Origin of the sequence: Ancylobacter sp. VNQ12 (genome assembly GCF_049445835.1) — a bacterium.
In the GTDB taxonomy this organism is placed as follows: domain Bacteria; phylum Pseudomonadota; class Alphaproteobacteria; order Rhizobiales; family Xanthobacteraceae; genus Ancylobacter.
The window spans coordinates 392229-418208 of record NZ_JBMSDU010000001.1 but is presented as its reverse complement, the minus strand read 5'-3'; the positions used below and the strand labels follow the sequence as shown (position 1 = coordinate 418208).

30 protein-coding genes and 1 tRNA gene are annotated in these 25980 nt (G+C 67.1%); 17 read left to right on the top strand and 14 right to left on the bottom strand.

Annotated elements, in window-relative coordinates; all coding sequences use genetic code 11:
- The first annotated feature begins 11 nt into the window (after positions 1-11).
- Complete coding sequence (locus ACO2RV_RS01930) at positions 12-449, top strand: SufE family protein (protein ID WP_423289226.1); 438 nt, start codon at positions 12-14, stop codon at positions 447-449.
- A 7-nt stretch (positions 450-456) separates the two neighbouring features.
- Here ACO2RV_RS01930 and ACO2RV_RS01925 read toward each other — a convergent pair whose 3' ends face one another.
- Together ACO2RV_RS01925 and ACO2RV_RS01920 are read right to left on the bottom strand one after the other, a co-directional pair.
- A complete protein-coding gene (locus ACO2RV_RS01925; RefSeq protein WP_423289224.1) occupies positions 457-999 on the bottom strand; it encodes a DUF6456 domain-containing protein in 543 nt (180 codons plus the stop codon).
- Complete coding sequence (locus tag ACO2RV_RS01920; RefSeq protein WP_423289222.1) at positions 989-1354, bottom strand: helix-turn-helix domain-containing protein; 366 nt, start codon at positions 1352-1354, stop codon at positions 989-991. The genes ACO2RV_RS01925 and ACO2RV_RS01920 overlap by 11 nt, the downstream gene beginning before the upstream one ends.
- Positions 1355-1705: 351 nt before the next feature.
- On the opposite strand from ACO2RV_RS01920, the gene ACO2RV_RS01915 reads away from it, so the two are divergent.
- Positions 1706-1993, top strand: a complete 288-nt coding sequence (locus tag ACO2RV_RS01915; protein WP_423289220.1) for a hypothetical protein — start codon at positions 1706-1708, stop codon at positions 1991-1993.
- A gap of 126 nt (positions 1994-2119) precedes the next feature.
- Here the strand turns inward: ACO2RV_RS01915 and ACO2RV_RS01910 are convergent, their stop codons facing one another.
- Positions 2120-2542: a MucR family transcriptional regulator gene (locus ACO2RV_RS01910; RefSeq protein ID WP_423289218.1), complete on the bottom strand. Its 423-nt coding sequence runs from the start codon at positions 2540-2542 to the stop codon at positions 2120-2122.
- 349 nt (positions 2543-2891) lie between these two features.
- Between ACO2RV_RS01910 and msrB the strand changes: the two genes are divergently transcribed.
- Together msrB and ACO2RV_RS01900 are read left to right on the top strand one after the other, a co-directional pair.
- Positions 2892-3320, top strand: coding sequence for a peptide-methionine (R)-S-oxide reductase MsrB (gene msrB, locus ACO2RV_RS01905; RefSeq protein WP_423289216.1), 429 nt, complete (start codon positions 2892-2894; stop codon positions 3318-3320).
- Positions 3317-5413, top strand: coding sequence for a S9 family peptidase (locus ACO2RV_RS01900; protein ID WP_423289214.1), 2097 nt, complete (start codon positions 3317-3319; stop codon positions 5411-5413). The genes msrB and ACO2RV_RS01900 overlap by 4 nt, the downstream gene beginning before the upstream one ends.
- An 81-nt stretch (positions 5414-5494) precedes the next feature.
- Here ACO2RV_RS01900 and ACO2RV_RS01895 read toward each other — a convergent pair whose 3' ends face one another.
- Positions 5495-6517, bottom strand: a complete 1023-nt coding sequence (locus ACO2RV_RS01895) for a hypothetical protein (protein ID WP_423289212.1) — start codon at positions 6515-6517, stop codon at positions 5495-5497.
- Positions 6518-6855: 338 nt separating this feature from the next.
- On the opposite strand from ACO2RV_RS01895, the gene ACO2RV_RS01890 reads away from it, so the two are divergent.
- Positions 6856-7452, top strand: coding sequence for a superoxide dismutase (locus tag ACO2RV_RS01890; RefSeq protein WP_423289210.1), 597 nt, complete (start codon positions 6856-6858; stop codon positions 7450-7452).
- A gap of 66 nt (positions 7453-7518) precedes the next feature.
- On the opposite strand, the gene ACO2RV_RS01885 is transcribed toward ACO2RV_RS01890, so the two are convergent.
- Entirely contained in the window at positions 7519-7869 is a 351-nt protein-coding gene (locus tag ACO2RV_RS01885) for a hypothetical protein (protein ID WP_423289208.1), read from the bottom strand.
- A 65-nt stretch (positions 7870-7934) separates the two neighbouring features.
- A complete protein-coding gene (locus ACO2RV_RS01880) occupies positions 7935-8921 on the bottom strand; it encodes a zinc transporter ZntB (RefSeq protein ID WP_423289206.1) in 987 nt (328 codons plus the stop codon).
- Positions 8922-9103: 182 nt separating this feature from the next.
- Here ACO2RV_RS01880 and ACO2RV_RS01875 point away from each other — a divergent pair, with 182 nt between their 5' ends.
- The gene (locus tag ACO2RV_RS01875) at positions 9104-9499 is read left to right on the top strand and encodes a hypothetical protein (protein ID WP_423289204.1); all 396 of its coding nucleotides are present in this window, start codon (positions 9104-9106) and stop codon (positions 9497-9499) included.
- A gap of 57 nt (positions 9500-9556) precedes the next feature.
- On the opposite strand, the gene folK is transcribed toward ACO2RV_RS01875, so the two are convergent.
- Together folK and folP are read right to left on the bottom strand one after the other, a co-directional pair.
- A complete protein-coding gene (gene folK, locus ACO2RV_RS01870; RefSeq protein WP_423289202.1) occupies positions 9557-10108 on the bottom strand; it encodes a 2-amino-4-hydroxy-6-hydroxymethyldihydropteridine diphosphokinase in 552 nt (183 codons plus the stop codon).
- Positions 10098-10940 carry a dihydropteroate synthase gene (folP, locus tag ACO2RV_RS01865; RefSeq protein WP_423289200.1) on the bottom strand — a complete coding sequence of 281 codons (843 nt, stop codon included), beginning with the start codon at positions 10938-10940 and terminating at the stop codon, positions 10098-10100. Before folP ends, folK begins: the two co-directional genes overlap by 11 nt.
- A gap of 245 nt (positions 10941-11185) precedes the next feature.
- Here folP and ACO2RV_RS01860 point away from each other — a divergent pair, with 245 nt between their 5' ends.
- The 3 genes from ACO2RV_RS01860 to ACO2RV_RS01850 are packed head-to-tail and all read left to right on the top strand — an operon-like array spanning position 11186 to position 15099.
- Positions 11186-12835: a helicase HerA-like domain-containing protein gene (locus tag ACO2RV_RS01860; protein WP_423289198.1), complete on the top strand. Its 1650-nt coding sequence runs from the start codon at positions 11186-11188 to the stop codon at positions 12833-12835.
- Positions 12836-12846: 11 nt separating this feature from the next.
- On the top strand, positions 12847-14229 hold the full coding sequence (locus tag ACO2RV_RS01855; protein WP_423289196.1) for a dipeptidase: 1383 nt from the start codon (positions 12847-12849) through the stop codon (positions 14227-14229).
- Positions 14230-14238: 9 nt separating this feature from the next.
- The gene (locus tag ACO2RV_RS01850; RefSeq protein ID WP_423289194.1) at positions 14239-15099 is read left to right on the top strand and encodes a branched-chain amino acid aminotransferase; all 861 of its coding nucleotides are present in this window, start codon (positions 14239-14241) and stop codon (positions 15097-15099) included.
- A gap of 56 nt (positions 15100-15155) precedes the next feature.
- Here the strand turns inward: ACO2RV_RS01850 and ACO2RV_RS01845 are convergent, their stop codons facing one another.
- Positions 15156-15359, bottom strand: a complete 204-nt coding sequence (locus ACO2RV_RS01845; protein WP_423289192.1) for a CsbD family protein — start codon at positions 15357-15359, stop codon at positions 15156-15158.
- A 149-nt stretch (positions 15360-15508) separates the two neighbouring features.
- Here ACO2RV_RS01845 and meaB point away from each other — a divergent pair, with 149 nt between their 5' ends.
- The 3 genes from meaB to ACO2RV_RS01830 all read left to right on the top strand — a co-directional run bounded on the left by meaB (position 15509) and on the right by ACO2RV_RS01830 (position 17629).
- Positions 15509-16501: a methylmalonyl Co-A mutase-associated GTPase MeaB gene (gene meaB / locus ACO2RV_RS01840; protein ID WP_423289190.1), complete on the top strand. Its 993-nt coding sequence runs from the start codon at positions 15509-15511 to the stop codon at positions 16499-16501.
- Between the two features lie 113 nt (positions 16502-16614).
- On the top strand, positions 16615-16998 hold the full coding sequence (locus ACO2RV_RS01835) for a response regulator (RefSeq protein WP_423289188.1): 384 nt from the start codon (positions 16615-16617) through the stop codon (positions 16996-16998).
- A gap of 10 nt (positions 16999-17008) precedes the next feature.
- On the top strand, positions 17009-17629 hold the full coding sequence (locus ACO2RV_RS01830) for a peptidase C15 (RefSeq protein ID WP_423289186.1): 621 nt from the start codon (positions 17009-17011) through the stop codon (positions 17627-17629).
- Here the strand turns inward: ACO2RV_RS01830 and ACO2RV_RS01825 are convergent.
- Positions 17607-17951 (bottom strand): c-type cytochrome, encoded by a 345-nt coding sequence (locus ACO2RV_RS01825; protein ID WP_423289184.1) that lies wholly within the window; start codon positions 17949-17951, stop codon positions 17607-17609. The genes ACO2RV_RS01830 and ACO2RV_RS01825 overlap by 23 nt on opposite strands.
- A gap of 64 nt (positions 17952-18015) precedes the next feature.
- On the bottom strand, positions 18016-19257 hold the full coding sequence (locus ACO2RV_RS01820; protein ID WP_423289869.1) for a PQQ-dependent sugar dehydrogenase: 1242 nt from the start codon (positions 19255-19257) through the stop codon (positions 18016-18018).
- 388 nt (positions 19258-19645) lie between these two features.
- Here ACO2RV_RS01820 and ACO2RV_RS01815 point away from each other — a divergent pair, with 388 nt between their 5' ends.
- From ACO2RV_RS01815 to dmeF, 4 genes are all read left to right on the top strand, one after another.
- Positions 19646-20572: a sulfite exporter TauE/SafE family protein gene (locus ACO2RV_RS01815; protein WP_423289182.1), complete on the top strand. Its 927-nt coding sequence runs from the start codon at positions 19646-19648 to the stop codon at positions 20570-20572.
- Positions 20569-21351 (top strand): TIGR02186 family protein, encoded by a 783-nt coding sequence (locus tag ACO2RV_RS01810; protein WP_423289180.1) that lies wholly within the window; start codon positions 20569-20571, stop codon positions 21349-21351. The genes ACO2RV_RS01815 and ACO2RV_RS01810 overlap by 4 nt, the downstream gene beginning before the upstream one ends.
- Positions 21352-21438: 87 nt before the next feature.
- A complete protein-coding gene (locus ACO2RV_RS01805) occupies positions 21439-21717 on the top strand; it encodes a metal/formaldehyde-sensitive transcriptional repressor (protein WP_423289178.1) in 279 nt (92 codons plus the stop codon).
- Positions 21718-21734: 17 nt separating this feature from the next.
- Complete coding sequence (gene dmeF, locus ACO2RV_RS01800; protein ID WP_423289176.1) at positions 21735-22880, top strand: CDF family Co(II)/Ni(II) efflux transporter DmeF; 1146 nt, start codon at positions 21735-21737, stop codon at positions 22878-22880.
- Between the two features lie 3 nt (positions 22881-22883).
- Here the strand turns inward: dmeF and ACO2RV_RS01795 are convergent, their stop codons facing one another.
- Positions 22884-24308, bottom strand: a complete 1425-nt coding sequence (locus tag ACO2RV_RS01795; protein WP_423289174.1) for an AtzE family amidohydrolase — start codon at positions 24306-24308, stop codon at positions 22884-22886.
- Positions 24305-24511 carry a DUF4089 domain-containing protein gene (locus ACO2RV_RS01790; RefSeq protein WP_423289172.1) on the bottom strand — a complete coding sequence of 69 codons (207 nt, stop codon included), beginning with the start codon at positions 24509-24511 and terminating at the stop codon, positions 24305-24307. Before ACO2RV_RS01790 ends, ACO2RV_RS01795 begins: the two co-directional genes overlap by 4 nt.
- Before the next feature lie 210 nt (positions 24512-24721).
- Between ACO2RV_RS01790 and ACO2RV_RS01785 the strand changes: the two genes are divergently transcribed.
- Positions 24722-24798 (top strand) — tRNA-His (locus ACO2RV_RS01785).
- A gap of 163 nt (positions 24799-24961) precedes the next feature.
- On the opposite strand, the gene ACO2RV_RS01780 is transcribed toward ACO2RV_RS01785, so the two are convergent.
- Positions 24962-25975, bottom strand: coding sequence for an FkbM family methyltransferase (locus ACO2RV_RS01780; protein WP_423289170.1), 1014 nt, complete (start codon positions 25973-25975; stop codon positions 24962-24964).
- Positions 25976-25980: the final 5 nt, after the last annotated feature.

The window sequence follows — 25980 nt, the reverse complement described above, 5'->3', positions numbered from 1 at the left end:
ACGAGGCGCACATGACCACATCCAGCATCGACAGCATCATCGAGGACTTCGAACTCCTCGATAATTGGGACGACCGCTACCGCTACCTCATCGAGCTCGGGCGCAAGCTGCCGCCCTTCCCGGAGGAGCAGCGCGGCGACGCCACCAAGGTGCAGGGCTGCGCCAGTCAGGTCTGGCTGGTCAGCCGGACGACGACCGGCGGCGAGGGTCCGCGCCTCAGCTTCGTCGGTGATTCCGACGCCCATATCGTGCGCGGCCTCATTGCCATATTGCTCGCGCTGTATTCCGACCGCGCGGCCGGCGACATCCTCGCCACCGATCCGGGCGCGGTGTTCGCGCGCATCGGCCTCAAGGACCATCTCACGCCGCAGCGCTCCAACGGCCTGCGCTCCATGGTCGAGCGCATCCGCGCCGATGCCCTGCAGGCACTGGCGACCTCGGTCAACTGACCCGCCCTCACCCCTCCAGCCCGTCGGACGCGCTCCAGGCTCGCATGCGTCCGCGCGCCGGCCCCTCGGCGATGCCCGACAGGCCATAATGGCGCGCCAGCCGGTCGAGCCCGAGGCCGAGCACCACCTTGGCCGTGCGTGCCGGCCAGCCGCGATCCTGCTCCACCTGCTCCAGGCCCTTCAGGAAGCAGCACACATCCATCAGCAGGCCGGAGAATTCCGGGCCGGCCGCCTCCAGCGCCCTGGCGACGCGCTGGCGGGCGGCCAGCGCGGCTTCCGGCATGCTCAGGCCCGCCATGGGCCCACGCCGCCCCGCCTTGCCGGTGGCGCCCCAGTCGGCGGTCATGCGCGGCGTCATCTGCCCACGGGTGAAATCGGCCCGCAGCCGCTCGCCGGCCAGCAGTTGCACCGGGGCGATCAGCGTTTGCCCGTCGCGCCCACGCCGGCGTGCCAGCCAGCCGAGCGGGCTCTCCTCGAGATCGACGCGGACCTGCGCGGCCACACCGTCGACCATCACCTCGACCGTGTCGAAGCGGCCCTCACGCGCCATGAGCCGCCTCCCCGACCGCCTCCCCGACCGCATCTCCGGCCATGAGCCGGCGCGCCTCGTCCTCCAGTTCGGCCACCCGGCAATCCCAGCCCGCGACCTCGCGCCGCTCCTCGATGCGCCAGCAGGCGTGGGCGACGGTCGAGGGGTGACGATGGAAGCCGCGCGCGACGGCCCGCATCGGCTCACCTAGGCCGACATGGGCGAGATACATGGCGAGCGCCCGCGCCGAGGACAGGCGCCGGTCGCCCCGACCGGCGAGCAGTACATCCTCCACCGGCAGCTCGGTGTGGCGGGCGGCGATCTCCGCCGCGAGCCGGCACGGATCGGGCGGCAGGGCGGGCACCGAAGCGGGCACGATCGGGCCGCCAGGACGCGCAGGAGGGACAACAGGCAGGAAAGGCGGTGGGGGGTGGCCATACATGGCGGCGCTCCATATTTAGGATTTTTAACCTAAACACGCCGCATCTTCATCGGCAAGAACAAATTAGGAACATCGATAACTCCATGCGCCATTCCTGCCAAATAACTCGACATAGCAATGATTTGCTGCCGGATCACGGATCGATATCGTGTCAGCTTCTAGGAATTTTATCCGACACCGCCCATGCAGATCGATACTGCCGGCGTCCCATTGCGAGGCCGCCTCATGCACGCACACCACCGGCACCGCCCGATCCGAGCCATGCGCCAGGAGGACCCGGAGGCAATGATCGCCGCGCGGGCGGCGGCGCTGCGTCCCTTCATCGGCTCGACGCGCGAGCAGCGGCTGGCCACGCTGCGCCGCCTGCTGCGGCAGGAGCGCCGCGCCGCCCGCAGCGGTCTCGGTTATGACCCCTCCCGCCACGCGGCGTTGCGGCGCCTCGTGGCCGAGCTCGAGCTGCCATCCCGCAGCAATCCCGATGGAGCCGGGACATCGTGCAAAGAAAAAGGCCGCCATGCAAAGCATAGCGGCCTTACCCAACCTTCGTTCAACTTCCGCCCTCGCGGCAATTGACGCACATCCATCCCGAAATCGCCGTCGGCATGCCCCCCCCCTGGCGGCGAAGAGATCACAACTCCCCGCCCGACGTCGCCGGCATCATCGCGTCACCGGAACGCAACGTCCCGGCAGGATCACGCGCTAGCGACGCGCCGTCCGGCGGCGCTGCTGGCCGAGGCCCATTTCCTTGGCGAGCGCCGAGCGGGCGGCGGCATAGTTCGGCGCCACCATCGGGTAATCCGCCGGCAGGCCCCACTTTTCGCGATACTGCTCGGGCGTCAGATTGTACTGCGTGCGCAGATGCCGCTTCAGTGACTTGAACCTCTTGCCGTCCTCCAGGCAGACGATGAAGTCCGGCGCGACCGACTTCTTCAACGGCACGGCGGGCTTCAGGGGCTCCGGCGCGGGCTCGATTTCGCCCTTCGTCACGCGGTGCAGGGCACCGTGAACTTCGTTGAGGAGAGTGGCAAGATCGCCGGGGGCGACGGCATTATTGCTCACATAAGCGGAGACAATATCGGCGGTCAGCTCGATATAAAGGGTAGCGTCCGTGGCGTCGCTCATGGCTCATTCTTCAAATGACATCGGTATACCAAGACACCAACGATAGGCATCCGGCTCAGGGCATCAAATTCAACGACTATACGCATCAAATTAGCGTAGACAGCTTGGTAACGAGCCCCTCTGCGATAGATAAACTTTCGAATCAACGGCCGCAAGGTATTTCTGACCTGGAGCGCATAAATTATTCGCAACATCACATGATTCTGAAGTCACAGTCGGCGATGCAGCAAAGCTCAAATCGATCCAAAGGAGCTTTTTCATAGCCGTTGCCACAGCTTCGTGAAGCCGCAGCCGCCTTGCGGCAAGCGGATCACACAATTATCTCCGTAGGAAAATCCAGGGAGTTCCCATGACAGAAACAACCAGCCGGCCCAAGGTGGTGAAGACCGATGCGGAGTGGCGCGCCCAACTCACCGAGGAACAGTTTCGCGTAACGCGCGGTCACGGTACGGAATGCGCGTTCAGCGGTCCGCACCTCTCGCAGAAGGAGCCCGGCGTCTATAGTTGCGTTTGCTGCGACGCGCCGCTGTTCCGCTCCGACGCCAAGTTCGAATCGGGCACCGGGTGGCCGAGCTTCTTCCGCCCGGTCGATGAACACGCCGTGACGCAGGTTCACGATTATTCCTACGGCATGCACCGGGTGGAGGTGCGCTGCGCCACCTGCGACGCGCATCTCGGCCACGTCTTCCCGGACGGCCCGCGCCCGACCGGCCTGCGTTTCTGCATGAACGGCATCGCCCTGTCCTTCAAGGCGGACGAGCGGGGCGCGAACTCGTGAGCACAGACGGCGCCTCACATCCCGCACTGATCCGCAGCTTCCACGGAGAGACCCTGAACGATCCCCACGCCTGGCTTCGCGCCGACAATTGGCGCGAAGTCATGCGCGATCCCGATCTGCTGGCGCCGGATATCCGCGCGTGGCTGGAGGCGGAGAACGCCGGCGCGGAGGCGTGGTTCGCGCCCCATATGCCGTTGCGCCAGCAGCTCGTGCGGGAGATGCGGGCCCGCATCAAGGAGGACGACGCCTCGGTGCCGGCCGCCGATGGCCCCTACGCCTATTTCACCCGCTTCCGCGAGGGTGGCCAGCACCCGCTGATCTGCCGCCGGCCAGCCGGAGCGGTGGCCGGCGAGACCATCCTGCTCGACGGCGACGCGCTCGCCGAGGGCAAGGCCTATTTCCAGTTCGGCGATGCACGGCAATCGCCCGATCACAGCCTCTACGCCTGGACCGCGGACGAGGCGGGTTCGGAATATTACACGCTGCGCATCCGCGACACCGCCAGCGGCACGGATCTCGCCGACAGCATCGCTGAGACCACCGGCGACGTGCTGTGGAGCGCGGACGGCCGGCATCTCTACTACATCCGCCGCGACCCCGAGCATCGCCCGAGCTTTGTCTACCGGCACCTGCTGGGCGCCGATCCCGCGACCGACGTGCTGATCTATGAGGAGCCGGACAAGGGCTTCTTCGTCTCGCTCGGCCGCACTCAATCCGGCCGCTTCGGCCTGATCTCCTGCGGCGACCACGACACCAGCGAGGTCTGGCTCATCGACCTCGAAGCGCCTCTCGCCGCGCCCTTCCGGGTGGAACCGCGCGAGCCGGGCCTGCGCTACGGCGTCGAGCACCACCCCGCGCTGGACGGCGTCGAGAGCCTGATCATCGAGACCAATGCCGACGGCGCCGAGGATTTCAAGATCGTCGTCGCCCCGCTGGCCACGCCCGGCCGCGCGCAGTGGCGCGATCTGGTGCCCTACAAGCCGGGCCGGCTCATCCTGTCGCAGAGCGCCTTCCGCGCCCATCTGGTGCGGCTGGAGCGTGAGGACGGCCTGCCGCGCATCGTGGTGCGTGCGCTGGGGGATGGCAGCGAACACAGCGTCGCCTTCGCGGAGGAAGCCTATTCGCTCGGCTTCGATCCCGGCTATGGCTTCGACAAGACCGAGATCCGCTTCACCTATTCCTCGATGACCACCCCGTCCGAGGTGTGGGACTACGACATGGCTAGCCGGGCCCGCGTGCTGCGCAAGCGGCAGGAAGTGCCTTCCGGCCACGACCCGAAGAACTACGTCACCCGCCGGGTGATGGCGCCGGCCCCGGACGGCGAACTGGTCCCGGTCTCGCTGCTGTTCGCCAGGGACACGCCGCTCGACGGTTCGGCGCCCTGCCTGCTCTATGGCTACGGCGCCTATGGCATCTCGATCCCGGCGAGCTTCTCGACCTCGCGCCTGTCGCTGGTGGATCGCGGCTTCGTCTATGCCATCGCCCATATACGCGGCGGCACGGAGAAGGGCTGGCGCTGGTACCGCGAAGGTAAACTTACCAAGAAGACCAACACCTTCAGCGACTTCATCGCGGCGGGCGAACATCTCGTGGCTCAGAACGTCGTCGCGCGCGATCGCATCATTGCCCATGGCGGCTCGGCCGGCGGCATGCTGATGGGCGCCGTCGCCAATCTGCGACCGGAGCTGTTCGCCGGGCTCATTGCGGAAGTGCCCTTCGTCGACGTGCTCAACACCATGCTCGACGACACACTGCCGCTCACCCCGCCGGAATGGCCGGAATGGGGCAACCCGATCACCGACTGGCAGGCTTTCGACTATATCCGTTCCTATTCGCCCTACGACAATGTCGCGGCCAAGGACTATCCGGCGATCTTCGCGCTGGCCGGCCTGACCGACCCGCGCGTGACCTATTGGGAGCCGGCGAAATGGGTGGCGAAGCTGCGCGGCACCAAGACGGACAGGAATCCGCTGCTGCTGCGCACCAACATGGAAGCCGGACATGGCGGCGCCGCCGGGCGCTTCGACCGGCTGGAGGAGACCGCGCAGGTCGATGCCTTCGCGCTGGCGGTCGCCGGCAAAGGCACCGGCTAGACAATCGGGCAAGCAATAAAAAAGGGCGCTGCGGCGCCCTTTTTCATGTTCGCGATACGATGGCGGACCTAGTCGGCGGACCTAGTCCTCGCTGCGCGCGGCGCTGCCGGCCACATGGTCGCGCAGTTCCTGCAGCGACGCGAAGCGCAGCGTGCCGTCCGGCAGGTCCGCCTCGATCGAGCCGTCGGAATAGAGCTTGTAGGCCATCCCGCCGATCGTTCCCGATTTCAGCACCGTGACTTCGGGCGCCAGTGGCTCGTCATCGCCGAGGAGATCGGATTCGCGCAGGAAGGTCGGCGGCGGACCGGGTTCGAGCTCGTCGCGCGGGGGAACGTCGCGCGGCGCGGGCATCTCCGGTGCACGCGGCTCGGGCGCACGAGGCTCCGGCGCGCGTGGCTCGGCAATCCGTGGTTCGCTGATACGCGGTTCGCTGATGCGAGGCTCGCTGATCTTTGGCTCGGACGTACGGGGTTCGCCGATACGCGGCTCGCCAAATCGCAGATCCGGGAAGCGCGGCTCGGCGGGACGCGGCTCGCTGCCGAACCCGCCTGCAAGCGGCCGCTCGGCGGGGGCCGTGGCGGAGCCTGTCCGCAGGAACGCCGGCAGGTCTCGGCGCGGTGCCTCTCCGGCCGGACGAAACGGCGGAAGCGGCTCGAAATCCGGTGCGGCCTCGGCGGCCGGCTCGGGCTCGAACGGGGGTTCGGGTTCGAGCACGGGCTCCGGCTCCGCCTCGCGCTTGCGGCGGAACCAGGAAGGCAGTCCGCCACGCGAGGTTTTGGCCTCTTCGGCCTCGAGCGAGGTGGCGGTCGATTCGGGCTCCAGTTCCGGCTCGGCAGCGACGACCGGCGCGGCTGGCTTCCTCTCCGGCAGCGGGGCGCTGACGGGCGGCAACTCCTCGACGACGTCAAGGATCGCGCCGCGCTCCGTCGTCTCTTCCTCTTCCGGCTCGAAATGCACGATGCCATCGAGACGCTGCGCGATGTCGACGAGGGCCCGGTGGAGGAACCCCAGCCCGAGAAAGAGTATCCCGCCAACAAAACCGATGCTTCCGGCGTTAAGAATAGCCGCGCCCGACGTCGTCTCCGACGAGCTGAACCCCACCACGCCGAGAAGTAGACCGACAATGGCTACGGCGAGACCGACGCCGATGAAAACTGCACCCATCCAAAAACTCCGCACGACCGATTCGTTTCGGCCTTGTTCAAGAGGACTTTACGTCTACCGCCGCGTTTACGAAAGTCGTGCCGGAATCCGGCGAAATTGATCACGCCGGCGCGCCCGCGAAAGGACGATTGAGAAGAATTTAGGCGCGCGCGATGCTTTTGGTTGTCCGCCGCCGCGCAGAGCCCTATCTAATCGGTGCCGATCTTTCGCGGTGTCCCTGCACCCGTGGAAGGCGCCGTGACGGCGCGGCCGAATTTCATTCTGCGGAGACAGATTCGATGTCCTTCACGCTTCCCGAACTTCCCTATTCCTACGACGCCCTTGCGCCCTTCATGTCGCGCGAGACCCTGGAATATCATCACGACAAGCACCATCAGGCCTATGTCACCAACGGCAACAACCTGCTGAAGGGCACCGAGTGGGAGGGCAAGTCGCTCGAGGAGATCGTCAAGGGCTCCTTCGGCAAGAATGCCGGCCTGTTCAACAATGCCGGCCAGCACTACAACCACCTGCACTTCTGGCATTGGATGAAGCCCAATGGCGGCGGCGCCATCCCCGGCGAGCTCGAGAAGAAGATCGTCGCGGATCTCGGCTCGGTCGAGAAGTTCAAGGAAGACTTCATCCAGGCCGGCGTCACCCAGTTCGGTTCCGGCTGGGCCTGGCTGGCGGTAAAGGACGGCAAGCTCGTCATCGCCAAGACCGCCAATGGCGAGAGCCCGCTGGTGACCGGCGCGACCCCGATCCTCGGCGTCGACGTGTGGGAGCATTCCTACTACATCGACTACCGCAACCGCCGCCCGGACTACCTCAAGGCGTTCGTCGAGAACCTGGTGAACTGGGACTACGTCGCCGAGCTGTACGCCAAGGCCGTCTGAGCCTTATTCGACCAAGTCGCGCGAAGGCGTCGGCCCCGTCGGGCCGGCGCCTTTTTGCTGCGCGCCTCACCCCGCATAGGGGCGGCGCGGGCGCGGCTGGTTGCTGATGACACAGTAATCGGCCCAGAAATTATATTGATAGGTGGAGCGCCACTGGTACAGCCAGTTCTCGCACTCAGCTTTGGTGCGGAAGCAGCCCTCGACCGTGCGGGTCTGGATTCGGTCGAGGAAGGTGCCCCATTCCCGCTGCCCGGTGAAGTGCCCGTACCAGAGCTTGTTCGGCGGGATGCTCCTCGCCATGGCGGCGCAGTCGCCGCCGGGGAAAGCGCCGGTGAACTCATAGGCACCGGCCGGCGCGCTCGCCATCACGGCAAGGCCGATCGCCGCCGCGATGCCGCTGCAGATGACCTGTCTCATGCTCCGCTCCCTCGTCGATGCCGCCCTGCCCTGGCGCCGGCATCCCTGAGGACCAGATTAGACGACTAAAGCCAGCGGATCATCCGCAGCAACGCGACCAGCCCGGCCCCCAGCATCCCGGCGATGAGGGTGACCGCCCAGAAGCCGTTCGGGTCCGCCGCGCCGGGAATGCCCTCCACATTCATGCCCATCAGCCCGGTGATCAGCGTCATCGGCGCGAACACCACCGTCACCGCCGCGAGCACCAGCATGGAGTGGTTCATCTGCTCGGCGCGGCGCTCGACCATCTGGTCGTAGATCACCGCCGCGCGGTCGCGCACGGAATCGAGCTCCTCGGCGAAGCGCGTCACCCGGTCCGCCGCCTCGCGCAGCCGGTTGCGGTCGCGCGCGGTCAGCCAGTCGGCATCCTCCAGCGAGAAATGGTTCAACGCCTCGCGCTGCGGCGCGATGTAGCGGCGCAGGATGATGGCGACCCGCCGCACCTCCGAGACCTTCATGCTGAGGTTGGACAGCGTGGCGCTGAGCACCAGTTCCTCAAGCTCGTCGGCCTGCTCGGCCAGCGCGGTGATGACGGTGTCCATGCGGTCGACGAGCCGCATGGAGAGGTCGGCGACGAATTCGCCCGGCGTGCGCGGCGCCCGCCCGCGCTGGATCGCGTCCTCGAAATCGCCCACGGCGGAGAGCGCGCGCTTGCGCACCGAGACGATGCGGTTCGGCTCCACCCAGAAGCGGATCGAGTGCATCTCGTCGGGCAGCGAATAGGGCATCAGATTGATGCCGCGCAGGTTGAGGAAGGCGCCGTTGTCGAACAGCGCGCAGCGCGGGCGCGTCTCGGCGGCGGTCAGCGACTCGACGATGGACGGATCGATCCGGCTCTCATCGGAGAGCCAGTTCTGTCCGTGCCGATGGTCGAGCTGCTGCAGGCTGATCCACTGGAAGCCGCTCCCCGCGGGAGGGCCGGCATGGATCTCGTCCCAGCCGATGCGGCGCGCGCTGCCGGCGCCATCGAAGATCCAGGCGGCGACGAGGCCCTGGCTGTCATAGTCCGGCAATGGCTGCTCTCCCCGGCTCCGGCATGAATACCGGATGAACGACCCCACTGGAATGCGTTCAGTTTGATGAACCTTTTGCAACAGGCGGTTCAGGTCGGCGCAAGCCGGCGAGGATTAGGTTCATCTCCATCAGACGGCCAATCCCGGCCGCGAGCGAATACAGAGTTCTTACGAGGACCGCCATGATCCGTCTCGCCAAGCACACCAAGATCGCCGCGCTTGCCCTTGCGGGCGTCACGCTGGCGTCGGTTCCCTCCTATGCCGGCAACCGCAACAATACCGGCGCCGCCATCGCCGCCGGCGTGGTGGGCGGTCTGCTCATCGGCGGCATCGCCGCCGCGGCCGCCAGCGACAATTACGGTCCGCCCCCGCCGCCCGCCTATGGCCCCGGCTATGGCTATGGCGGAGGGTACGGTGGAGGTTACGGCGGCGGTTATGGCCCGCGCTACGTGCCGGCCTATGGTCCCGGATATGGTCAGGGCTATCGTCGGCACCGCCCGCGCTGCTGGATCGAGACCCAGACCTACTACAATCGCTGGGGCAACCTCCGCTCGCGCGACGTCGAAGTCTGCCGCTAAACGCGGCTCCATCGTAAGACAACGGGGCGGCGGGGCGATCCGCCGCCTTTTCGGCGTTCAGCCTTCCGCCGGCTGCGGGTCGACCTTCTCGATGCCGCTGCGGTCCAGCCTTTCCAGCGCCTCCCGCACCGGGACGCCCTGCACCACGAGATCGGGCGCCAACTCGGCGAGCGGTATGAGGGCGAAAGCCCGCTCCATCATGCGCGGATGCGGGATTTCGAGATCGGGCTCGGCCACCACGTCGTCACCGTAAAGCAGGATGTCGATGTCGATGGTGCGCGGCCCGAAGCGCACCTCGCGGGTGCGGTCGCGCCCGAAGGCGTGCTCGACGCCGAGCAGCATGTTGAGCAGCTCGCGCGCCGACAGCTCGGTCTCCACCGCCACCACCATGTTGAGATACGGCCCCTGCGCCACCGGTCCCCAGGGCGGCGTCTCGTAGAGCGAGGACCGCCCGACGATCTTGAGGCCCGTACGGGCGATCAGCCCCACCGCTTTCGCCATCGTGCCGGCGCGGTCGCCGAGATTGGAGCCGAGGCAGAGATAGGCGAGGCGCTTCTCGACCTGGCGCGGGCGGCGCACGAAGAAATCAGGCGGGGTGCTACGCGGCATGGAGGATCGCCTCCGTCACCCGCGCCGCCTGCACATGGGCGGCGACGTCATGCACGCGGATCATCGCGCAGCCGGCCATGATGCCGATCACGTTGGAGGCGATGGTGCCCGGCAGACGCTCGGCGGGCGTCGTCTCGATCACCTTGCCGATCAGCGATTTGCGCGAGGTGCCGAGCAGCACGGGAAAGCCGAGCTTGGCGATCTCCCCGAGCGAGGCCAGCGCCTTAAGGTTCTGCTCGAAGGTCTTGCCGAAGCCGATGCCCGGATCAAGACAGATCCGGTCGGAACGGATGCCGGCGCGCGCCGCGCGCTCCAGCGCCTGCTCGAAGAAGGCGATCATGTCGGCGAGGATGTCGACGCTGCCATCGACCACCGACCGATTGTGCATCGCGACCACGCCCGCATCATGTGCCGCCGCCACGCGCGCCATGTCGGGGTCGCCCATCAAGCCCCATATGTCGTTGAGGATGCTCACGCCCTTGGCCAGCGCCGCCTCAGCGACCGCCGCCTTCTGGGTGTCGATCGAGAGCGGCACCGGCAGTCCCGCCAGCGCTTCGATCGCCGGCAGCACGCGCCGCAGTTCTTCCTCCACCGGCACCGGCGTGTGGCCGGGCCGCGTCGATTCCCCGCCGATGTCGATGATATTGGCGCCTTCCTCGACCATCCGCCGCGCATGGGTGAGCGCGTCGGCGAGCGCCGCGCTGCGTCCGCCATCGGAGAAGGAATCGGGGGTGATGTTGAGAATGCCCATCACCAGCGTCCGCTCGGCATAGTCGAGCTGGCGGCCGCGTGCGTCGAAGATGCGCTGGGGGGGCGGGGTGAGAGCGGCCATGGCGTTCCCGACATTGAGATTCTTGGCTCACCAAATCGCGCGCCGCGCGGCGGAAGGCAAGTGCTCCGTATCGACGTCATCCCGGACGCGCCTCAGGCGCGAGCCGGGATCGTGGTCCGCTCCTGCACCTTCCAGCGATCCCGGCTCTACGGCTTCGCCTTCGGCCGGGATGACGAACAGACGCGCTTGCCGAACCGCTCCCGGCGCGCTCTAAAGGTGGCCGTCAGTTCGCTTGGGAGACGGCCATGTCCGGGGACATCGACGGCAAGATATTCGTCGGCAGAAGCGAGAAGCCCGAATATGTCACCCTCAGGCTCGCCAACCGGCACGGTCTCGCGACGGGGGCCACCGGCACCGGCAAGACGGTGACGCTGCAAACGCTGGCGGAAGGCTTCTCCCGCGCCGGCGTCCCCGTCTTCGCCGCCGACATCAAGGGTGACCTGTCCGGCATCGCCATGCCTGGCGAGGGGCAGGACTGGATCCTCAAGCGCTGCGAGGAGATCGGCGTCGACTATGTGCCGGACGAATTCCCGGTGATCTTCTGGGATCTGTTCGGCGAGCAGGGCCATCCGGTCCGCGCCACCGTGTCCGAGATGGGCCCGCTGCTGCTGGCGCGGCTGATGAACCTCAACGACGTGCAGGAAGGCGTGCTCAACGTCGTCTTCCGCATCGCCGACGAGCAGGGCCTGCTGCTGCTGGACCTCAAGGACCTGCGCGCCATGCTGGCCTTCGTGGCGGAGAATTCGGCCAAGCTCACCACCACCTACGGCAATGTCTCCTCTGCCACGGTCGGCACCATCCAGCGCCAGCTGCTGGTGCTGGAGAACCAGGGCGCCGACAAGTTTTTCGGCGAGCCGGCCCTCGACATCAAGGATCTGATGCGCATCGACAAGCGCTCGGGCTACGGCACGATCAGCATCCTTGCCGCCGACAAGCTGATGGGCGCCCCCCAGCTCTACGCCTCCTTCCTGCTCTGGCTGCTGTCGGAACTGTTCGAGGAGCTTCCCGAGGTCGGTGACCCCGACAAGCCGAAGGTGGTGTTCTTCTTCGACGAGGCGCATCTGCTGTTCGACGACGCGCCCAAGGCGCTGCTGCAGAAGATCGAACAGGTAGTGCGGCTCATCCGCTCGAAGGGCGTCGGCGTCTATTTCGTCACGCAGAACCCGCTCGACGTGCCCGAAAGCGTGCTCGCCCAGCTCGGCAACCGGGTGCAGCACGCGCTGCGCGCCTTCACCCCGCGCGACCAGAAGGCGGTGAAGGCCGCCGCCGACACCTTCCGTCCCAATCCGAAACTCAACACCGCTCAGGTCATCACCGAGCTCGGCAAGGGCGAGGCACTCGTCTCCATGCTGGAAGGCAACGGCACGCCTTCCATGGTCGAGCGTACGCTCATCGCCCCGCCCGCCGGCCGCGTCGGGCCGATCACCGAGGAGCTGCGCAAGGTCGCGATCGCCAACAGCCCGGTGCGCGGCGTCTATGACACGACGCTCGACCGCGAGTCGGCCTATGAGATGCTGGCCAAGCGCGCCGAGGAGACCGCCCCCGAGGCGGCGCCGCAGAAGCCGGGCGCGCCCGCCCCTGCCCCCTCTACGACGCCGCCCGAAGCCGGCGCGGCCTCGGGCGGTGGCTGGCTCGACAGCATCCTCGGCGGCATTCTCGGCACCCCCTCGCGTGGGCGCATGAGCGTCGGCGAGCAGGTTACCCGGCAGGTGGCGCGCGAAGTCACCAACCAGGTCACCAAGGCGATCCTGCGCAATGTGCTGGGCGGGCGCGCCCGCGCTACCGGCGCCGTCTCCTCCACGCCGCGCCGCGCTTCGTCCGCGACGTCGAATGACGATTTCGCGCAGATGTTCGACGACTTCACGGGCTCCTCGCCCACCAACCGCCGCAAGTGAACCGAAACCCCATGAGTGATCTCGACCGCGTCCTCGCCACCGTCGATGCCGACCTCGATGCCGCCATCGCGCGCCTGTTCGACTTCCTGCGCATTCCCTCGATTTCGACCGATCGCGCCTATGCGCCCGAGTGCCGCCGCGCCGGCCAGTGGCTGGTGGATGATCTCGCCGGGCTCGGCCTGACAACCCAGCTGAACGACACGCCCGGCCACCCCATCGTCACCGGCCGCTCCGACGCCGGCGCGAGCAAGCGCGTGCTGTTCTATGGCCATTACGACGTGCAGCCGGTCGACCCGCTGAACCTGTGGGACAACCCACCCTTCGAGCCGAAGATCGTGGAAGGGCCGAACGGGGCCAAGCGCATCGTCGCGCGCGGTTCCTCGGACGACAAGGGTCAGGTCATGACCTTCGTCGAGGCCTGCCGCGCCTATCTCAAGGTCACCGGCAAGCTGCCGGTCGACGTCACCATCATGGTGGAGGGCGAGGAGGAGAGCGGCTCGGGCAACCTGCCGCCCTTCCTGGTCGCCAACAAGCAGTCGCTCGCCGCCGACATCGCCCTCGTCTGCGACACCAGCATGTGGAACGCGACGACGCCGGCCATCACCGTGTCGCTGCGCGGGCTGATGCATGACGAGATCGTCGTCACCTGCGCCAATCGCGACCTGCATTCCGGCTATTACGGCGGCGCGGCGGCCAATCCGCTGCATGTGCTCTCGAAGATCATTGCCAGCGTGCATGGCGAGGACGGCCACATCACCATTCCCGGCTTCTATGACGGGGTCGTCGAGCCGCCGGACGAGGTGAAGGCGCAGTGGGCCAAGCTCGACCTCACGCCGGAGAATTTCCTCGGCCCCATCGGCCTCACCGGCCCAATCGGCGAGACCGGCCGCTCACTCGTCGAAATGACCACCTCGCGCCCGACCTTCGAGGTCAACGGCATGTGGGGCGGCTACATCGGCGAGGGCGCCAAGACCGTCATCCCGTCGATCGCCACCGCCAAGATTTCCTGCCGCCTCGTTGCCGGCCAAGACCCCGCCCATGTGCGTGACGCGGTGCGTGCCTTCATCCGTGCGCAACTGCCCGCCGACTGCTCGGTGGAGTTCCTCAGCGGCGAGGGCTCGCCTGCCGTCGCCGTCTCGCACGACAATCCCAATCTCGCCAAGGCGGCCTCCGCGCTGGCCGAGGAATGGGGCAAGTCGCCGGTCACAGTCGGCGCGGGCGGGTCCATCCCGATCGTCGGCCACTTCAAGAAGACGCTCGGGCAGGACACGCTGCTGGTCGGCTTCGCGCTCGACGACGACCGTATCCATTCGCCGAACGAGAAATATGACCTCACCTCGTTCCACAAGGGTATCCGCAGCTGGGTCCGCATCCTCGCGGCGCTGGCGGACTGAGGGACGGGCATGTCACATCACTGGACCCAGACCTGGACTTTCCTCGACGGGCAATGGCACGAGGGCAACGTGCCGATCATGGGCGTGCGCACCCACGCCTCATGGCTCGGCACCTCGGTGTTCGATGGCGCCCGCGCCTTCGAGGGCGTGACGCCGGACCTCGACCTGCATTGCGCGCGGGTGAACCGCTCGGCGGTGGCGATGGGCCTCAAGCCTGTCGTGTCGATCGAGAAATGGATCGAACTGACCCATCAGGGCATCAAGCACTTCGCCCCCGACACCGCGCTCTACATCCGCCCGATGTATTGGGCCGAATTCCCGGGCCCGCGTACGGTCGACGCCGACCCGGAATCCACCCGCTGGTGCCTCAGCATCTATGAGGCGGGCATGCCCGATCCGGCGCGCGGCGCGGCGGTGACGCTGTCGCCGTTCCGCCGCCCGACCATCGAATGCGCGGTCACCGACGCCAAGGCCGGCGCGCTCTACCCGAACAACAGCCGGGCGCTTGTGGAAGCGCACAAGCGCGGCTTCGACAATGCCGTGCTGTGCGACATGCTGGGCAATGTGGCCGAGTTGGCCACCGCCAACATCTTCCTCGCCAGGGACGGCGTCGCCTTCACCCCGGCGCCGAACGGCACGTTCCTCTCCGGAATCACCCGCACCCGCTCCATCGGCCTGATGCGCAAGGCGGGCGTCGAGGTGGTGGAGACCGCCTTGCGCTGGGACGACTTCAAGAACGCCGACGAGGTGTTCACCACCGGCAATTACTCGAAGGTCGCCCCCATCACCCGCGTCGAGGAGCGCGAACTCCAGCCCGGCCCGATTTTCCGCAAGGCGCGCAAGCTCTATTGGGACTTCGCTCACGGCTGAAACGAAAGAGCCCCCGCCTCTCGGCGGGGGCCACTCGTCACGGAAGGGCGCGCCGCTCACATCCTGAAGCGGCGGCTCCAGTCGTCGATCTGCCGGTTGGCCTCGTCCTTGGCGAGACCGTAGCGCTCCTGCAGCACGCCTTCGAGTTCCTCGCGCTTGCCATGCAGGCGGTCGATATCGTCATCGGTCAGCTTGCCCCATTGCTGGCGCACTTGACCCTTGAGCTGTTTCCAGTTGCCTTCAATCCGATCCCAGTTCATGGCGGGTCTCCCGGTTGAAATGAGTGATATCTCGCTCGTCCGGCGAGGGGGGCTAACAGCGCATGCCCGGCAGGGAATCGCTCCCAGCCTGGGGTTGCCGGCACGTACCCGGCTGCTAGCATCGCCTCGATAACGCGCAGGTTACGGAATTGATCCACGCCGCCCCCCTTCCCTCGCTCGACGAACTTGCCAGCGGCGTCCGCGCCGGGCGCCGGGCGATGCTCGCGCGGGCGATCACGCTGGTCGAATCGCGCAAAGGCGAGCACCGGGCGCTGGCGGAGCAGCTGATGCAGGCGCTGCTGCCCTTCACCGGCAATGCGACGCGGGTCGGTATTACCGGCGTGCCGGGGGTGGGCAAGTCCACCACCATCGACGCGCTAGGCACCCATCTTCTCGCCCAGGGCCACCGGGTCGCGGTGCTGGCGGTCGACCCCTCCTCCACCCGCACCGGCGGCTCGATCCTCGGCGACAAGACCCGCATGGCGCGGCTTTCCATGGATTCGCGTGCCTTCGTGCGCCCCTCGCCCTCGGCCGGCACGCTCGGCGGCGTCGCGGCCCGCACGCGCGAGACCATGCTGCTATGCGAGGCGGCGGGCTATGACGTGATCCTGGTCGAGACGGTGGGCGTCGGCCAGTCTGAAACCGCCGTGTCCGACATGACCGACACGTTCCTCGTCCTCATGCTCCCCGGCGCCGGCGACGAGTTGCAGGGCATCAAGAAGGGCATCATCGAGCTTGCGGACATCGTCGCGGTCAACAAGGCCGACGGTGCCAATACCCCGCGCGCCAAGGCAGCGGCGAGCGAGTACCGCGCGGCGCTGCATGTTCTTGGCGGGCGCGAGCCGCACTGGTCGACGCCGGTACTCACCTATTCCGGCCTGACCGGCGACGGCATCGAGGAATTATGGGGGCAGGTGCTGCTGCATCGCGAGCGCTCCGAGTCTGCCGGCGCCTTCAAGGCCAAGCGCAGCGCCCAGCAGGTCAAATGGATGTGGGCGCTGTTCGACGACCGTCTGCGCGCGCGGATGCGTACCGATCCGGCATTGCGCGCGCAGGTGCCCGCCATTGAGCGCGAGGTCGCCGCCGGTACTCTCGCTCCAACGCTCGGCGCCTCGCGCATTGGCTGCCTGCTTGGGCTCTGAGCGGAGCTAAAATACCAGCCGCCGGGGGATGGACACGCCTTCACGATGGTCCGACAATCAACCATCGCGAACAAGATCGAATGCTCGAGGCAGCGGGGCGCGGGGAGGTCGGCATGTCAGGGCAGGATCTCGCAGGACGCCGTGTTTTCCTCGTCGAGGATGAGACGCTAGTCGCGTTGATGATCGAGCAGATGGTCGAGGAACTCGGCGGCACGGTGGTCGGCAGCGAGGCCGGCATCGACGGCGCGCTCGACTTCCTCGCCACCCATCATTCCGAGATCGACGTCGCGCTGCTGGACGTCAATCTCAACGGCAATCGCAGCTACGATGTCGCCCAGGCCGTTACCGGTCACGGCATCCCGCTGGTGTTCGCGACCGGCTATGCCGACGACGACATTGTCGCGGAGTGGCGCAGCCGCCCCGTGCTCGCCAAGCCGTTCCGGCTGGCCGAGCTCGAAGGGGCGCTGGTTCTCGCGCTCGAACCCCGGCCGGCCTGATCGCCTTCTCGTGTCAACGGTCCTCATCACCGGCTTCGGTCGTTTTCCCGGCGCTCCCGCCAATCCCTCGGGCCCGCTCGCCCTTGCTCTTGCGGCGACGCGCCGCCTGCCGGGCGTCCGCATCGAGGCTCGCGTGCTGCCGACTCTGTGGGAGGTCGCCGCCGGCTTTCCCGTGCTGCTCGATCGCACCGGGCCGGACATCGTGCTGATGATCGGGCTCGCGTCGCGCCGCCGGCAGGTCTGCATCGAAGTGCTCGCCCGGAACGCGATCGGCATGTTTCCCGATGCTGGCCGCTCACGTCCCGCGTTACGGCGCCTGAGCACCAGTGCGCCGCCCGCCCGCCGCTCCACGGCCGAGGCGGCGCCGCTGCTTCACGCGCTGAAACTGGCCGGCGTCCCTGCCCGCCTATCGCGGAATGCGGGTGGCTATATCTGCAACGCGCTCGCCTTCCGCGCCTATGGCTGGGCGAGCGAAGCGCGGCCTGCCCGCCTTGCCGTCTTCGTCCACATCCCGCAACCGCGGCCGGGCGGCATTCCGGCCGCGAAGATGCGGCGCGGGCTGGAGGCGCTGCTGGTCGCGCTCATCGCCCGGCAGCGCCAGGTCACCCTTACGGTGGCGGCTGCACGCTGATCCGGATCGAGGCGTACCACGCGGCCAGATTGGCGATGTCGGCGTCGGTCAGGTCCTTGCTGACTACTGTCATCATCTCGTTGACGCGGCGGCCGGCGCGGAAATCCTCCAGCGCCTTGACGAGATAGAACTCGACCTGCCCCGCGAGGTTCGGCGCCACCGGCAGTTGCGACACGCCATCCCTGCCGTGGCACACGGCGCACTGGGCGGAAGCCTTGGCCCCGCCCGCCTTCGCATCCTGCGCCATGGCAGGCGGCACCAGCGCCCCGACGCACAGCAATGTCACTGCCGCCAGGAGCGGCACGCTAAGCAACCATTTCATCGATTGTTCCCGGCGATTGGTGAGGCGTCCCCGCGGCCTTTCGACCGCGGGGACGGGATGCGGCTCAGTTGTCGCCGTAGGAGATGCGATAGATCGCACCCGAGGTGTCGTCCGACACCAGCAGCGAGCCGTCATTGAGCTGCGCCACCGAGGCCGGCCGGCCCAGATATTCGCCGTTCGGCGTCAGCCAGCCCGAGGCGAAAGGCTCGCTCTTGTCGGCGGTGCCGTCTTCCTTGAGCGTGGTGAACATCACCCGCGCGCCGACCGGCGTGGTGCGGTTCCACGAGCCGTGCTGCACCGAGAAGATGCCGCCACGGTATTTCTGCGGGAACTGCTGGCCAGTGTAGAAGGTCATGCCGAGGTCGGCAGCATGCGCCACCATCTCGACTTCCGGCTTCACCGCATCGGCCGGCGGTGTCTTGTCCTTGTATTCGGCAGTGCGGACTGAGCCGCCGCCGAAATAGGGGAAGCCAAAGTTCTGGCCCGCCTTGGTGGCGCGGTTCAACTCGCCGGGGGGGATGTCGTCACCCATGCCGTCGACCTGATTGTCGGTGAACCAGAGGGTCTTGTCCTTCGGGTTGAAGTCCATGCCCACGGAATTACGGATACCCCAAGCATAGACGTCGCGGTTCTTGCCGTCGCGGTCCATGCGTACGATGCCACCGATGCCGTTCTTCTTGTAGAGGTCGAACTTTTCCGGCGCGAACACGTTGAAGGGATTGCCGAGCGTGATGTAGAGCTTGTCGTCTGGCCCGATGCGGCAGACGCGCGCCGTGTGGTTGTAGGATTCCTCCCCCGGCGGGATCAACTCGCCCTGCTTGACCACCTCGAAGGCGGCAACGTCCGGCCCCTCATAGAAAAACTCGGCGGCGGGGAACAGCAACACCCGGTTCTGCTCGGCGATGAACAGGAAGCCGTCCTTGGAGAAGCACACGCCGTGCGGCAGTTTGAACGGGATCGACGGCGCGAACACCTTCACCTCGTCGGCCACCCGGTCCTTGTCGCGGTCGGTCACGGCCCACACTTTGGACTTGCGGGTGCCGACGAAGACCACGCCCGTGGTCGGGCCGATGGCCATCTCGCGGGCATCCGGCACGATGGCGTAGAGCGAGATCTTGAAGCCGTCGGGCAGCTTGATGTTGGAAAGCGTCTTGTTGAACGCGGCGACGCGCGGCCCCATCTGCGGCACCGTTTCCATTTCCATGGAGGCGCCGGTCGACTGGAAGTTCGACAGTTTTTCGAGATTGTCGGTCGATTGCGCCCCCGCAGGGGTGGTCACCGTTATCGCCAGCAGGCTGGCGAACATGGTCGACGCCAGCAACATGCCGGTTCGCTTGTCGCGCCGGGACTTTATCATGGGGTTCCTCCTAGACATGCCAGACCTCGTTCGGGTCCGTTGCGCGGGCACGCTAGCACGGCCTCCCACTACGTTAAGTCAGCAAACTTGTCCTTTATGCGGAAAAACCAGACAAATACGAATTTACCTCCGAACCATCCGAGCAATGTAACATGATAATACTACATATGAACTACGATCTATTTTTATCATCTACATTATTATGAATACCATCATGCAAGCCGTTCCGCGAAGCCTGCGCGCATCGGCGACAGGGCCGGATATCTGCCGACCTTCCCTGTCCGCCGAATCCTGATATGCGAGAGACAGCGCCTTTGACGCGAACGGGGCCTGCCCGGTGACGATCTACCTGCCGATCGCAGAACTGCCGGTGAACATCTTCGCCCTCCTCGCCCTGGGGATAGCGGTGGGGTTCATCTCCGGCATGTTCGGAGTAGGCGGCGGCTTCCTGATGACGCCGCTGCTGGTTTTCCTCGGCGTGCCGCCTGCGGTCGCGGTGGCCAGCGTCTCCACGCACATGGCAGCCTCCTCGCTGTCCGGAACGCTCACCTATCTGCGGCGGGGGCAGGTCGACATCCCCCTCTCCCTCGTCCTGCTGGCGGGGGGGCTCACCGGAACATTGACCGGCGTCGTCACCTTCCGGGTGCTGCGCAGCTTCGGCCAACTCGATCTCATCATCGCCATCGCCTACATCGTGCTTCTCGGCACCATCGGCACGATGATGGTGGTGGAGAGCCTGCGAGCCCTGGCGCGCGAGTGGCGCGGCGAGAAGTCCACGGTGAAGCGCCCCGGCGCGCATCCCTGGTTCCTGCGCATGCCGTTCAAGATGCGGTTTCGCGAGTCGCGCATTTATGTGTCGGTCATACCGGTCGTGACCATCGGTTTCGCCATCGGCTTTCTCGGCGCGCTGATGGGCATTGGCGGCGGGTTCATCCTGGTGCCGGCGCTGATCTACCTGCTGCGGGTGCCGACGCTCACCTCGGTCGGCACCTCGCTCATGCTCACCCTGGTGACCATGGTGGCGGCCATCCTCATGCATGCCGTGCTGAACCAGACGGTGGACGCCGTGCTCGGCCTCGTCCTCATGGTCGGCGGCACGGTCGGCGCGCAGTTCGGCGCCCGCGCCGGACAGACGATGAAGGCGGAGAATCTGCGCCTGCTGCTGGGCATGCTGGTGCTCGCAGTCGGCCTGCGCGTCGCCTGGGACCAGATCGCACGCCCGGCCGACCTCTATGTCGTGCATGTCAGCGAGCGCACGCAATGAGGTGGGCACAGGCTCTCACCGGCATCGCGCTCGCCGCCAGCCTGCTGGCTGCCCCTCGCCTTGCGCGCGCCAGCGATCTCGTCCTGTCGCTGTCCAAGTCCCGCATCACCATCACATCGAGCTTCACCGGCGACAACATCGTCCTGTTCGGCGTCATCGGGGCAGGCGCACCGGCCGACGGCCCCCACCCCTTCGACGTCGTCGTCTCCGTGCGGGGGCCGAGCCAGGGCTTCGTCACCTGGCGCAAGGAGCGCCGCTTCGGCCTGTGGATGAACGTCGATGGCCGCAGCTTCCTCGCCGCGCCCTCCTATCTCGCCGTGCTCAGCAACCGCGACCCGGCGCTGATGGCCGACGCCGACACGCTGCGCCAGGAGCAGGCGGGCTTCGCCAACAACCGGCTGTTGCAGCGCGTGGGCTCGGATTATGCCGACGTGGTGCCGGAAGACCCCTTCCGTCAGGCTTTCCTGCGAGTGAAACAGGCACAGGGCCTGTATGTCGAGCGGCCTGCAGGCGTCGAGTTTATCGCCCCCAATGTCTTCCGTGCCGTCGTGCCGATTCCGGGAACCGCCCCGATCGGCACCTATGACGTGGTGGTGAAGGTGTTCGCCGACCGGGTGCTGGTCAACCGCGGCGCGCTCAGCCTCGACGTCGCCAAGGTGGACTTCGAGCAGACCGTGGCCACCGCGGCACAGAACCAGCCCTGGCTCTATGGCCTCATCACCGCCTTCGGCGCCCTCGCGGTGGGCTTCATCGCCAATATCGCCTTCCGTCGCGACTGAACGAAAATTCGCCGCGCCTGACGAATGCGGGATGACTTTGGCTGCACCCAGCATAATATAGGGGGCTACCCTATATGTGAGTGCGTCATGTCCCATACGATCAAGGAAAAATCGCGCCTGCTCGCCCGCGTCCGCCGCATTCGTGGCCAGGTCGAGGCGGTGGAGCGGGCGCTCGAGGCCGAGCTCGGTTGCGCCGACGTGCTCCAGCTCGTCGCCTCGGTGCGCGGCGCGATGAACGGCCTCACCATCGAATTGATCGAGGACCACATGCGCCACCACGTCGTCGACCCCGCCACCGACCCCGACAGGGACCGGGCGCGCGGCGCCGCCGAACTGATCGACGTCATCCGCACCTATCTCAAGTGAGCCCGGAGCCTGCGGCCATGCATGCCAGAACCCCGTCTGCCCTGATGCCCGCCGGAAATCTCTCCGACGTGCACACGCACAGCTTTCTCGGTGACAGCCACAAGCGGCACGAGCGCCGCACCTGGATCGTCATCGCCATCACCGCCAGCGTGATGGTGCTGGAGATCGTCGCCGGCTCGATGTTCGGCTCGATGGCACTGCTGGCCGATGGATGGCACATGTCGACTCATGCCGCCGCCATGCTGATCACCGCGCTGGCCTATCGCTATGCCGCGCGCCATGCCGGTGATCCGCGCTTCAGCTTCGGCACCGGCAAGGTCGGCGACCTCGCCGCCTTCGCCAGCGCCGTGGTACTCGCCATCGTTGCCCTGCTCATCGGCTGGGAAAGCGCCCTGCGCCTGACCGCGCCGGTGCAGATCGACTTCAACGAGGCCATCGCGGTCGCGGTCTTCGGCCTCGCGGTCAATCTGGTCTGCGCCTGGCTGCTGCGCGACGACCACGACCACCTCGGGCACAGCCATGGCCACGGCCACGCGCATGCGGCGCACGCCCCGGACGACGAAGACGACCACCACGATCACGCCCATTCCGCGCACGGTCATGCCGAGCACGACCATGCGGCGCACGACGCGCATGATCATCCCCACCCGCATGACCACGATCACGCTCATCCGCACGACCACCCGCATCCGCACGCCCCGCGCAGCGTGAACGCCCAGGTGAAGGCCTCGACGCGCGACAATAATCTGCGCGCCGCCTATCTCCACGTGCTCACCGACGCACTAACCTCGGTCTTCGCCATCCTCGCGCTGGTCGGCGGCAGCCTGTATGGCTTCCTGTGGCTCGATCCGGTCATCGGCATCGTCGGCGCTGTGGTCGTGGCGCGCTGGTCCTTCGGCCTGCTGCGCGACACCGCCCGCGTGCTGCTGGACTTCACGCCGCGCCGCGGTCTGCCGCAGGCGATCCGCTCGACGCTGGAGGAGAACGGCGCCAAGGTCACCGACCTGCACGTCTGGCAGGTCGGCCCCGGCCACCACGCCGCCGTCGTCGCGCTGCGCGTGGTCGATCCGCAGGCGCCGGACGTCTACAAGCACCAGCTCGAGCACATTCACGGCCTGTCGCACGTCACCGTGGAAGTGAACGCGATCCCGCGCGCGGCCTGACGCTTACACTACCGGCTCGGGCGCGACGGCGACGCCGGCGCGCTCCAGCACCCGCGCCGCCTTCAGCGCCGCGTCCTCCCGCCAGGGCGCGGCGATCAGTTGCACGGCAATCGGCAGCCGCTCGTCGGTGTCGATCGGCGCCGCCGCCACCGGCAGGCCGATGAAGGAGATCGGCTGGGTGTAGATGCCGATATTGGGCCGCACCAGCATCTCGCGCCCGTCCAGCACGAAGGTCGCCTGCCCGCTCATCGGCGCCGGCACCGGGGTCGCCGGCGCGATCAGCACGTCCCACTCGGCGAACAGCGCCATGGCCCGTTGATGGAACCAGCGGCGGAAGTTCTGCGCCCGCTGGATCCAGGCGCCCGGCAGCACGGCGCCCGCCAGCAGGCGCTCGCGCACCGCCGGGTCGAAATCGCCGCCACGCTCGCGCAGCCGATCGAGATGCAGCGCTGCGCCTTCCGCCATCGAGATGATGTAGGCCGCCGCCCGCGCACGGGCGACCTCGGGCAGCTCGACGGTCTTCGTCGCTTCCAGCGCCGCCGCCGCGCGCGCCACCGCCGCATAAGCCTGCGGCGTGCCTTGCCGGGAGAACCAGCCACCGAGCACCGCGACGCGCAGACCGCCCGGATTCTCCAGGCCCGGCAGCGCCGGCTCGGCCGGCTTGTCGGCGAGCGCGGGATCGTCCGCATCCGGGCCGAGCAGCGCATCATAGGTCGCGGCGAGGTCGCCGACATGGCGCGCGAACGGCCCGAGATGGTCGAGGCTGGCGACGAAGGGGAAGCTGCGCGCCCGCGACAGCCGTCCATAGGTCGGCTTCAGCCCGAATATGCCTGAGAAGGACGACGGCACGCGGATCGAGCCATTCGTGTCGGAGCCGAGCGAAATCGGCACCAGCTTGCCGCCCACCGCCGCGCCAGAGCCCCCCGACGAGCCTCCCGACATGTGATTCGGGTCGTGCGGGTTGCGCGAATTTCCGTCATGGGCGTTCTCGCCGGTGAAGTCATAGGCATATTCGCCCATGTTCAGCCCGCCGAGGCACACCGCCCCCGCCACGCTCAGCCGCTCCACCAGCGCCGCGTCGCGGGTCGCCGGCGGGCGGTCGCGGTTGATCTTCGAGCCGGCCCGCGTCGGCAGACCCTTCAGGTCGAACAGGTTCTTCACCGCGAAAGGCACGCCGGCGAGCGGACCCAGCGCCTCCCCCGCCGCCCGCCTCGCGTCGATCGCATCGGCCTCCGTACGGGCCCGTTCGGCGGTGACATCGGTGAACGCCGTCAGCACCGGATCGACCGCGGCGATACGCGCCAGCGCCGCCTCGGTCACGGCGCGCGCGCTCACATGCCCGGTGCGCACGGCGGCGGCGAGCGCCAAGGCGGGGCCCGCAAGCAAGCGCGCGGCTTCGCTTTCCTCGGTCAGGGCAGATGCACTCATGGAACGAAGACCGGGGCCGGCTCGGCCTCGTCCGGCAACACGAATCCGGTGAAGAGGCCGGCCATGGCGACCGCCGCCTCCAGATGCATCAGCACGCGCGGCCGTAGCTCCGGCTCCAGCGGCAGCCCCTGCAACGCCAGCCCCGCATCGAGCAGGGCGCCGATCGCCTGCGTGCGCGCGGCCTGCTCATCCTGTTCGCTCATGCCATTCCCCCTTGGCACCGGCCATGTCGCGCCGGCCCGTTCCCATCTCCAGGACCATACAGAAACCATGCCACGCCAGGGAGCGGACGGCAGCATCGGCATGCGGGAGCGAGGCGCCGAGAGAAAGGTTGTCCCCGTTCGTTGCAGAACTCGCGCGCGTGGTCTTGCCAAGCGCAAGCCGCGCAATTAGGTTCCGCGCCGTTCTGGCACGCAGCTGTAGCTCAGTTGGTTAGAGCGCCGGTCTGTGGAACCGGAGGTCGGTGGTTCGAGCCCACCCAGCTGTACCAGAATGTTGATCACGCAAAATCGAAAGCCTGCCTGCGGGCAGGGCGTCATCGGGATCGCAGTCCGTGGCTCCCGATTGACATAGCCTGTCCCGACTCTCCGGCACGTCCCGCAACGAAGCGGGTGCGAGGCACATTCCCGGGGGGAGCGGCCCGACACCACGCCTTACAGCAGCAGCAAGTCGGTATGCGGCGACCTCTCCACGGATTCGTCGGCCAGCAGTTCGTCATAGAGGGCGACCAGACGCTCGCTGTCGATCACGCACAGGCTGTCCTGCCGCAAGGACTGGCGCAGATCGATGACCTCCCGCCCCCGCATGGCCTGCTGAAGCAGGCCAAAGCCACCGGAACGGTGCAGCCCATACGGCCAGAACTCCGTGACGATCGGCACGCGGGACGCGAGCAACTCTGGCGCCCCCGCGAGAACATGCCCGTCATGGCCCTGCGTATCGACCCAGACGAGGCCGATATCGTCAATGCCGACCTTGGCCTCCGCCAGCACCGAGCTCAGTCGCATCCGGCGGATTCGACGGGTCGACCAGTTTGATTCGCCGTGAACCGACAGCCCGTCATCCACCGCCCGCAAACGATGGTCGCCGAAATTCGTCGGCGACAGCTCCAGCTCCGCCTCGCCATCCTGCTCGGATGCCGCCGCAAGGAAGTTCGTGCAGCGATCGTCGATGTCATTAAGTATCTGGTTGACGCGCAATATCCGGAAATTGTCGATGTCCGCCTCGACGCAGACGGCCCTAGCAAATCCAGTCTTGAGCGCATGGATGTTGTGGGTGCCGATATTCGCGCCGACATCGACGAACACGGACCGCCGTACCGTGCGGCCGGACCGCTCGATGAGGCCGATCGCCTCATCGATTCCGCTCTCCTCGAACTTTCCCGAGCGGCGCAGGCTCTCGCCGATAATCCGGTCCGAGCGGTAGGTGACGAAGGCGCCCGAATCGATATTCGTGATGCAGTATCTTCCGCCATGCGGCCCGTCGGCCAGCTGTGCGGCAATGAAATTCTGGTGCTCGGGCGATGTGGCGATCGACAAAAGCGCATCGAGAGCGCCCGCTTCCTGAGCCAGGCCGCTTCGTTCGGGCGGGCGTCCGAGCAAGCCGATATAGGCCTCTCTCACCTCGTCCTCGGTCAGCCTCAATTGATTGAGAGGCAACTCATGAGACATGGCGG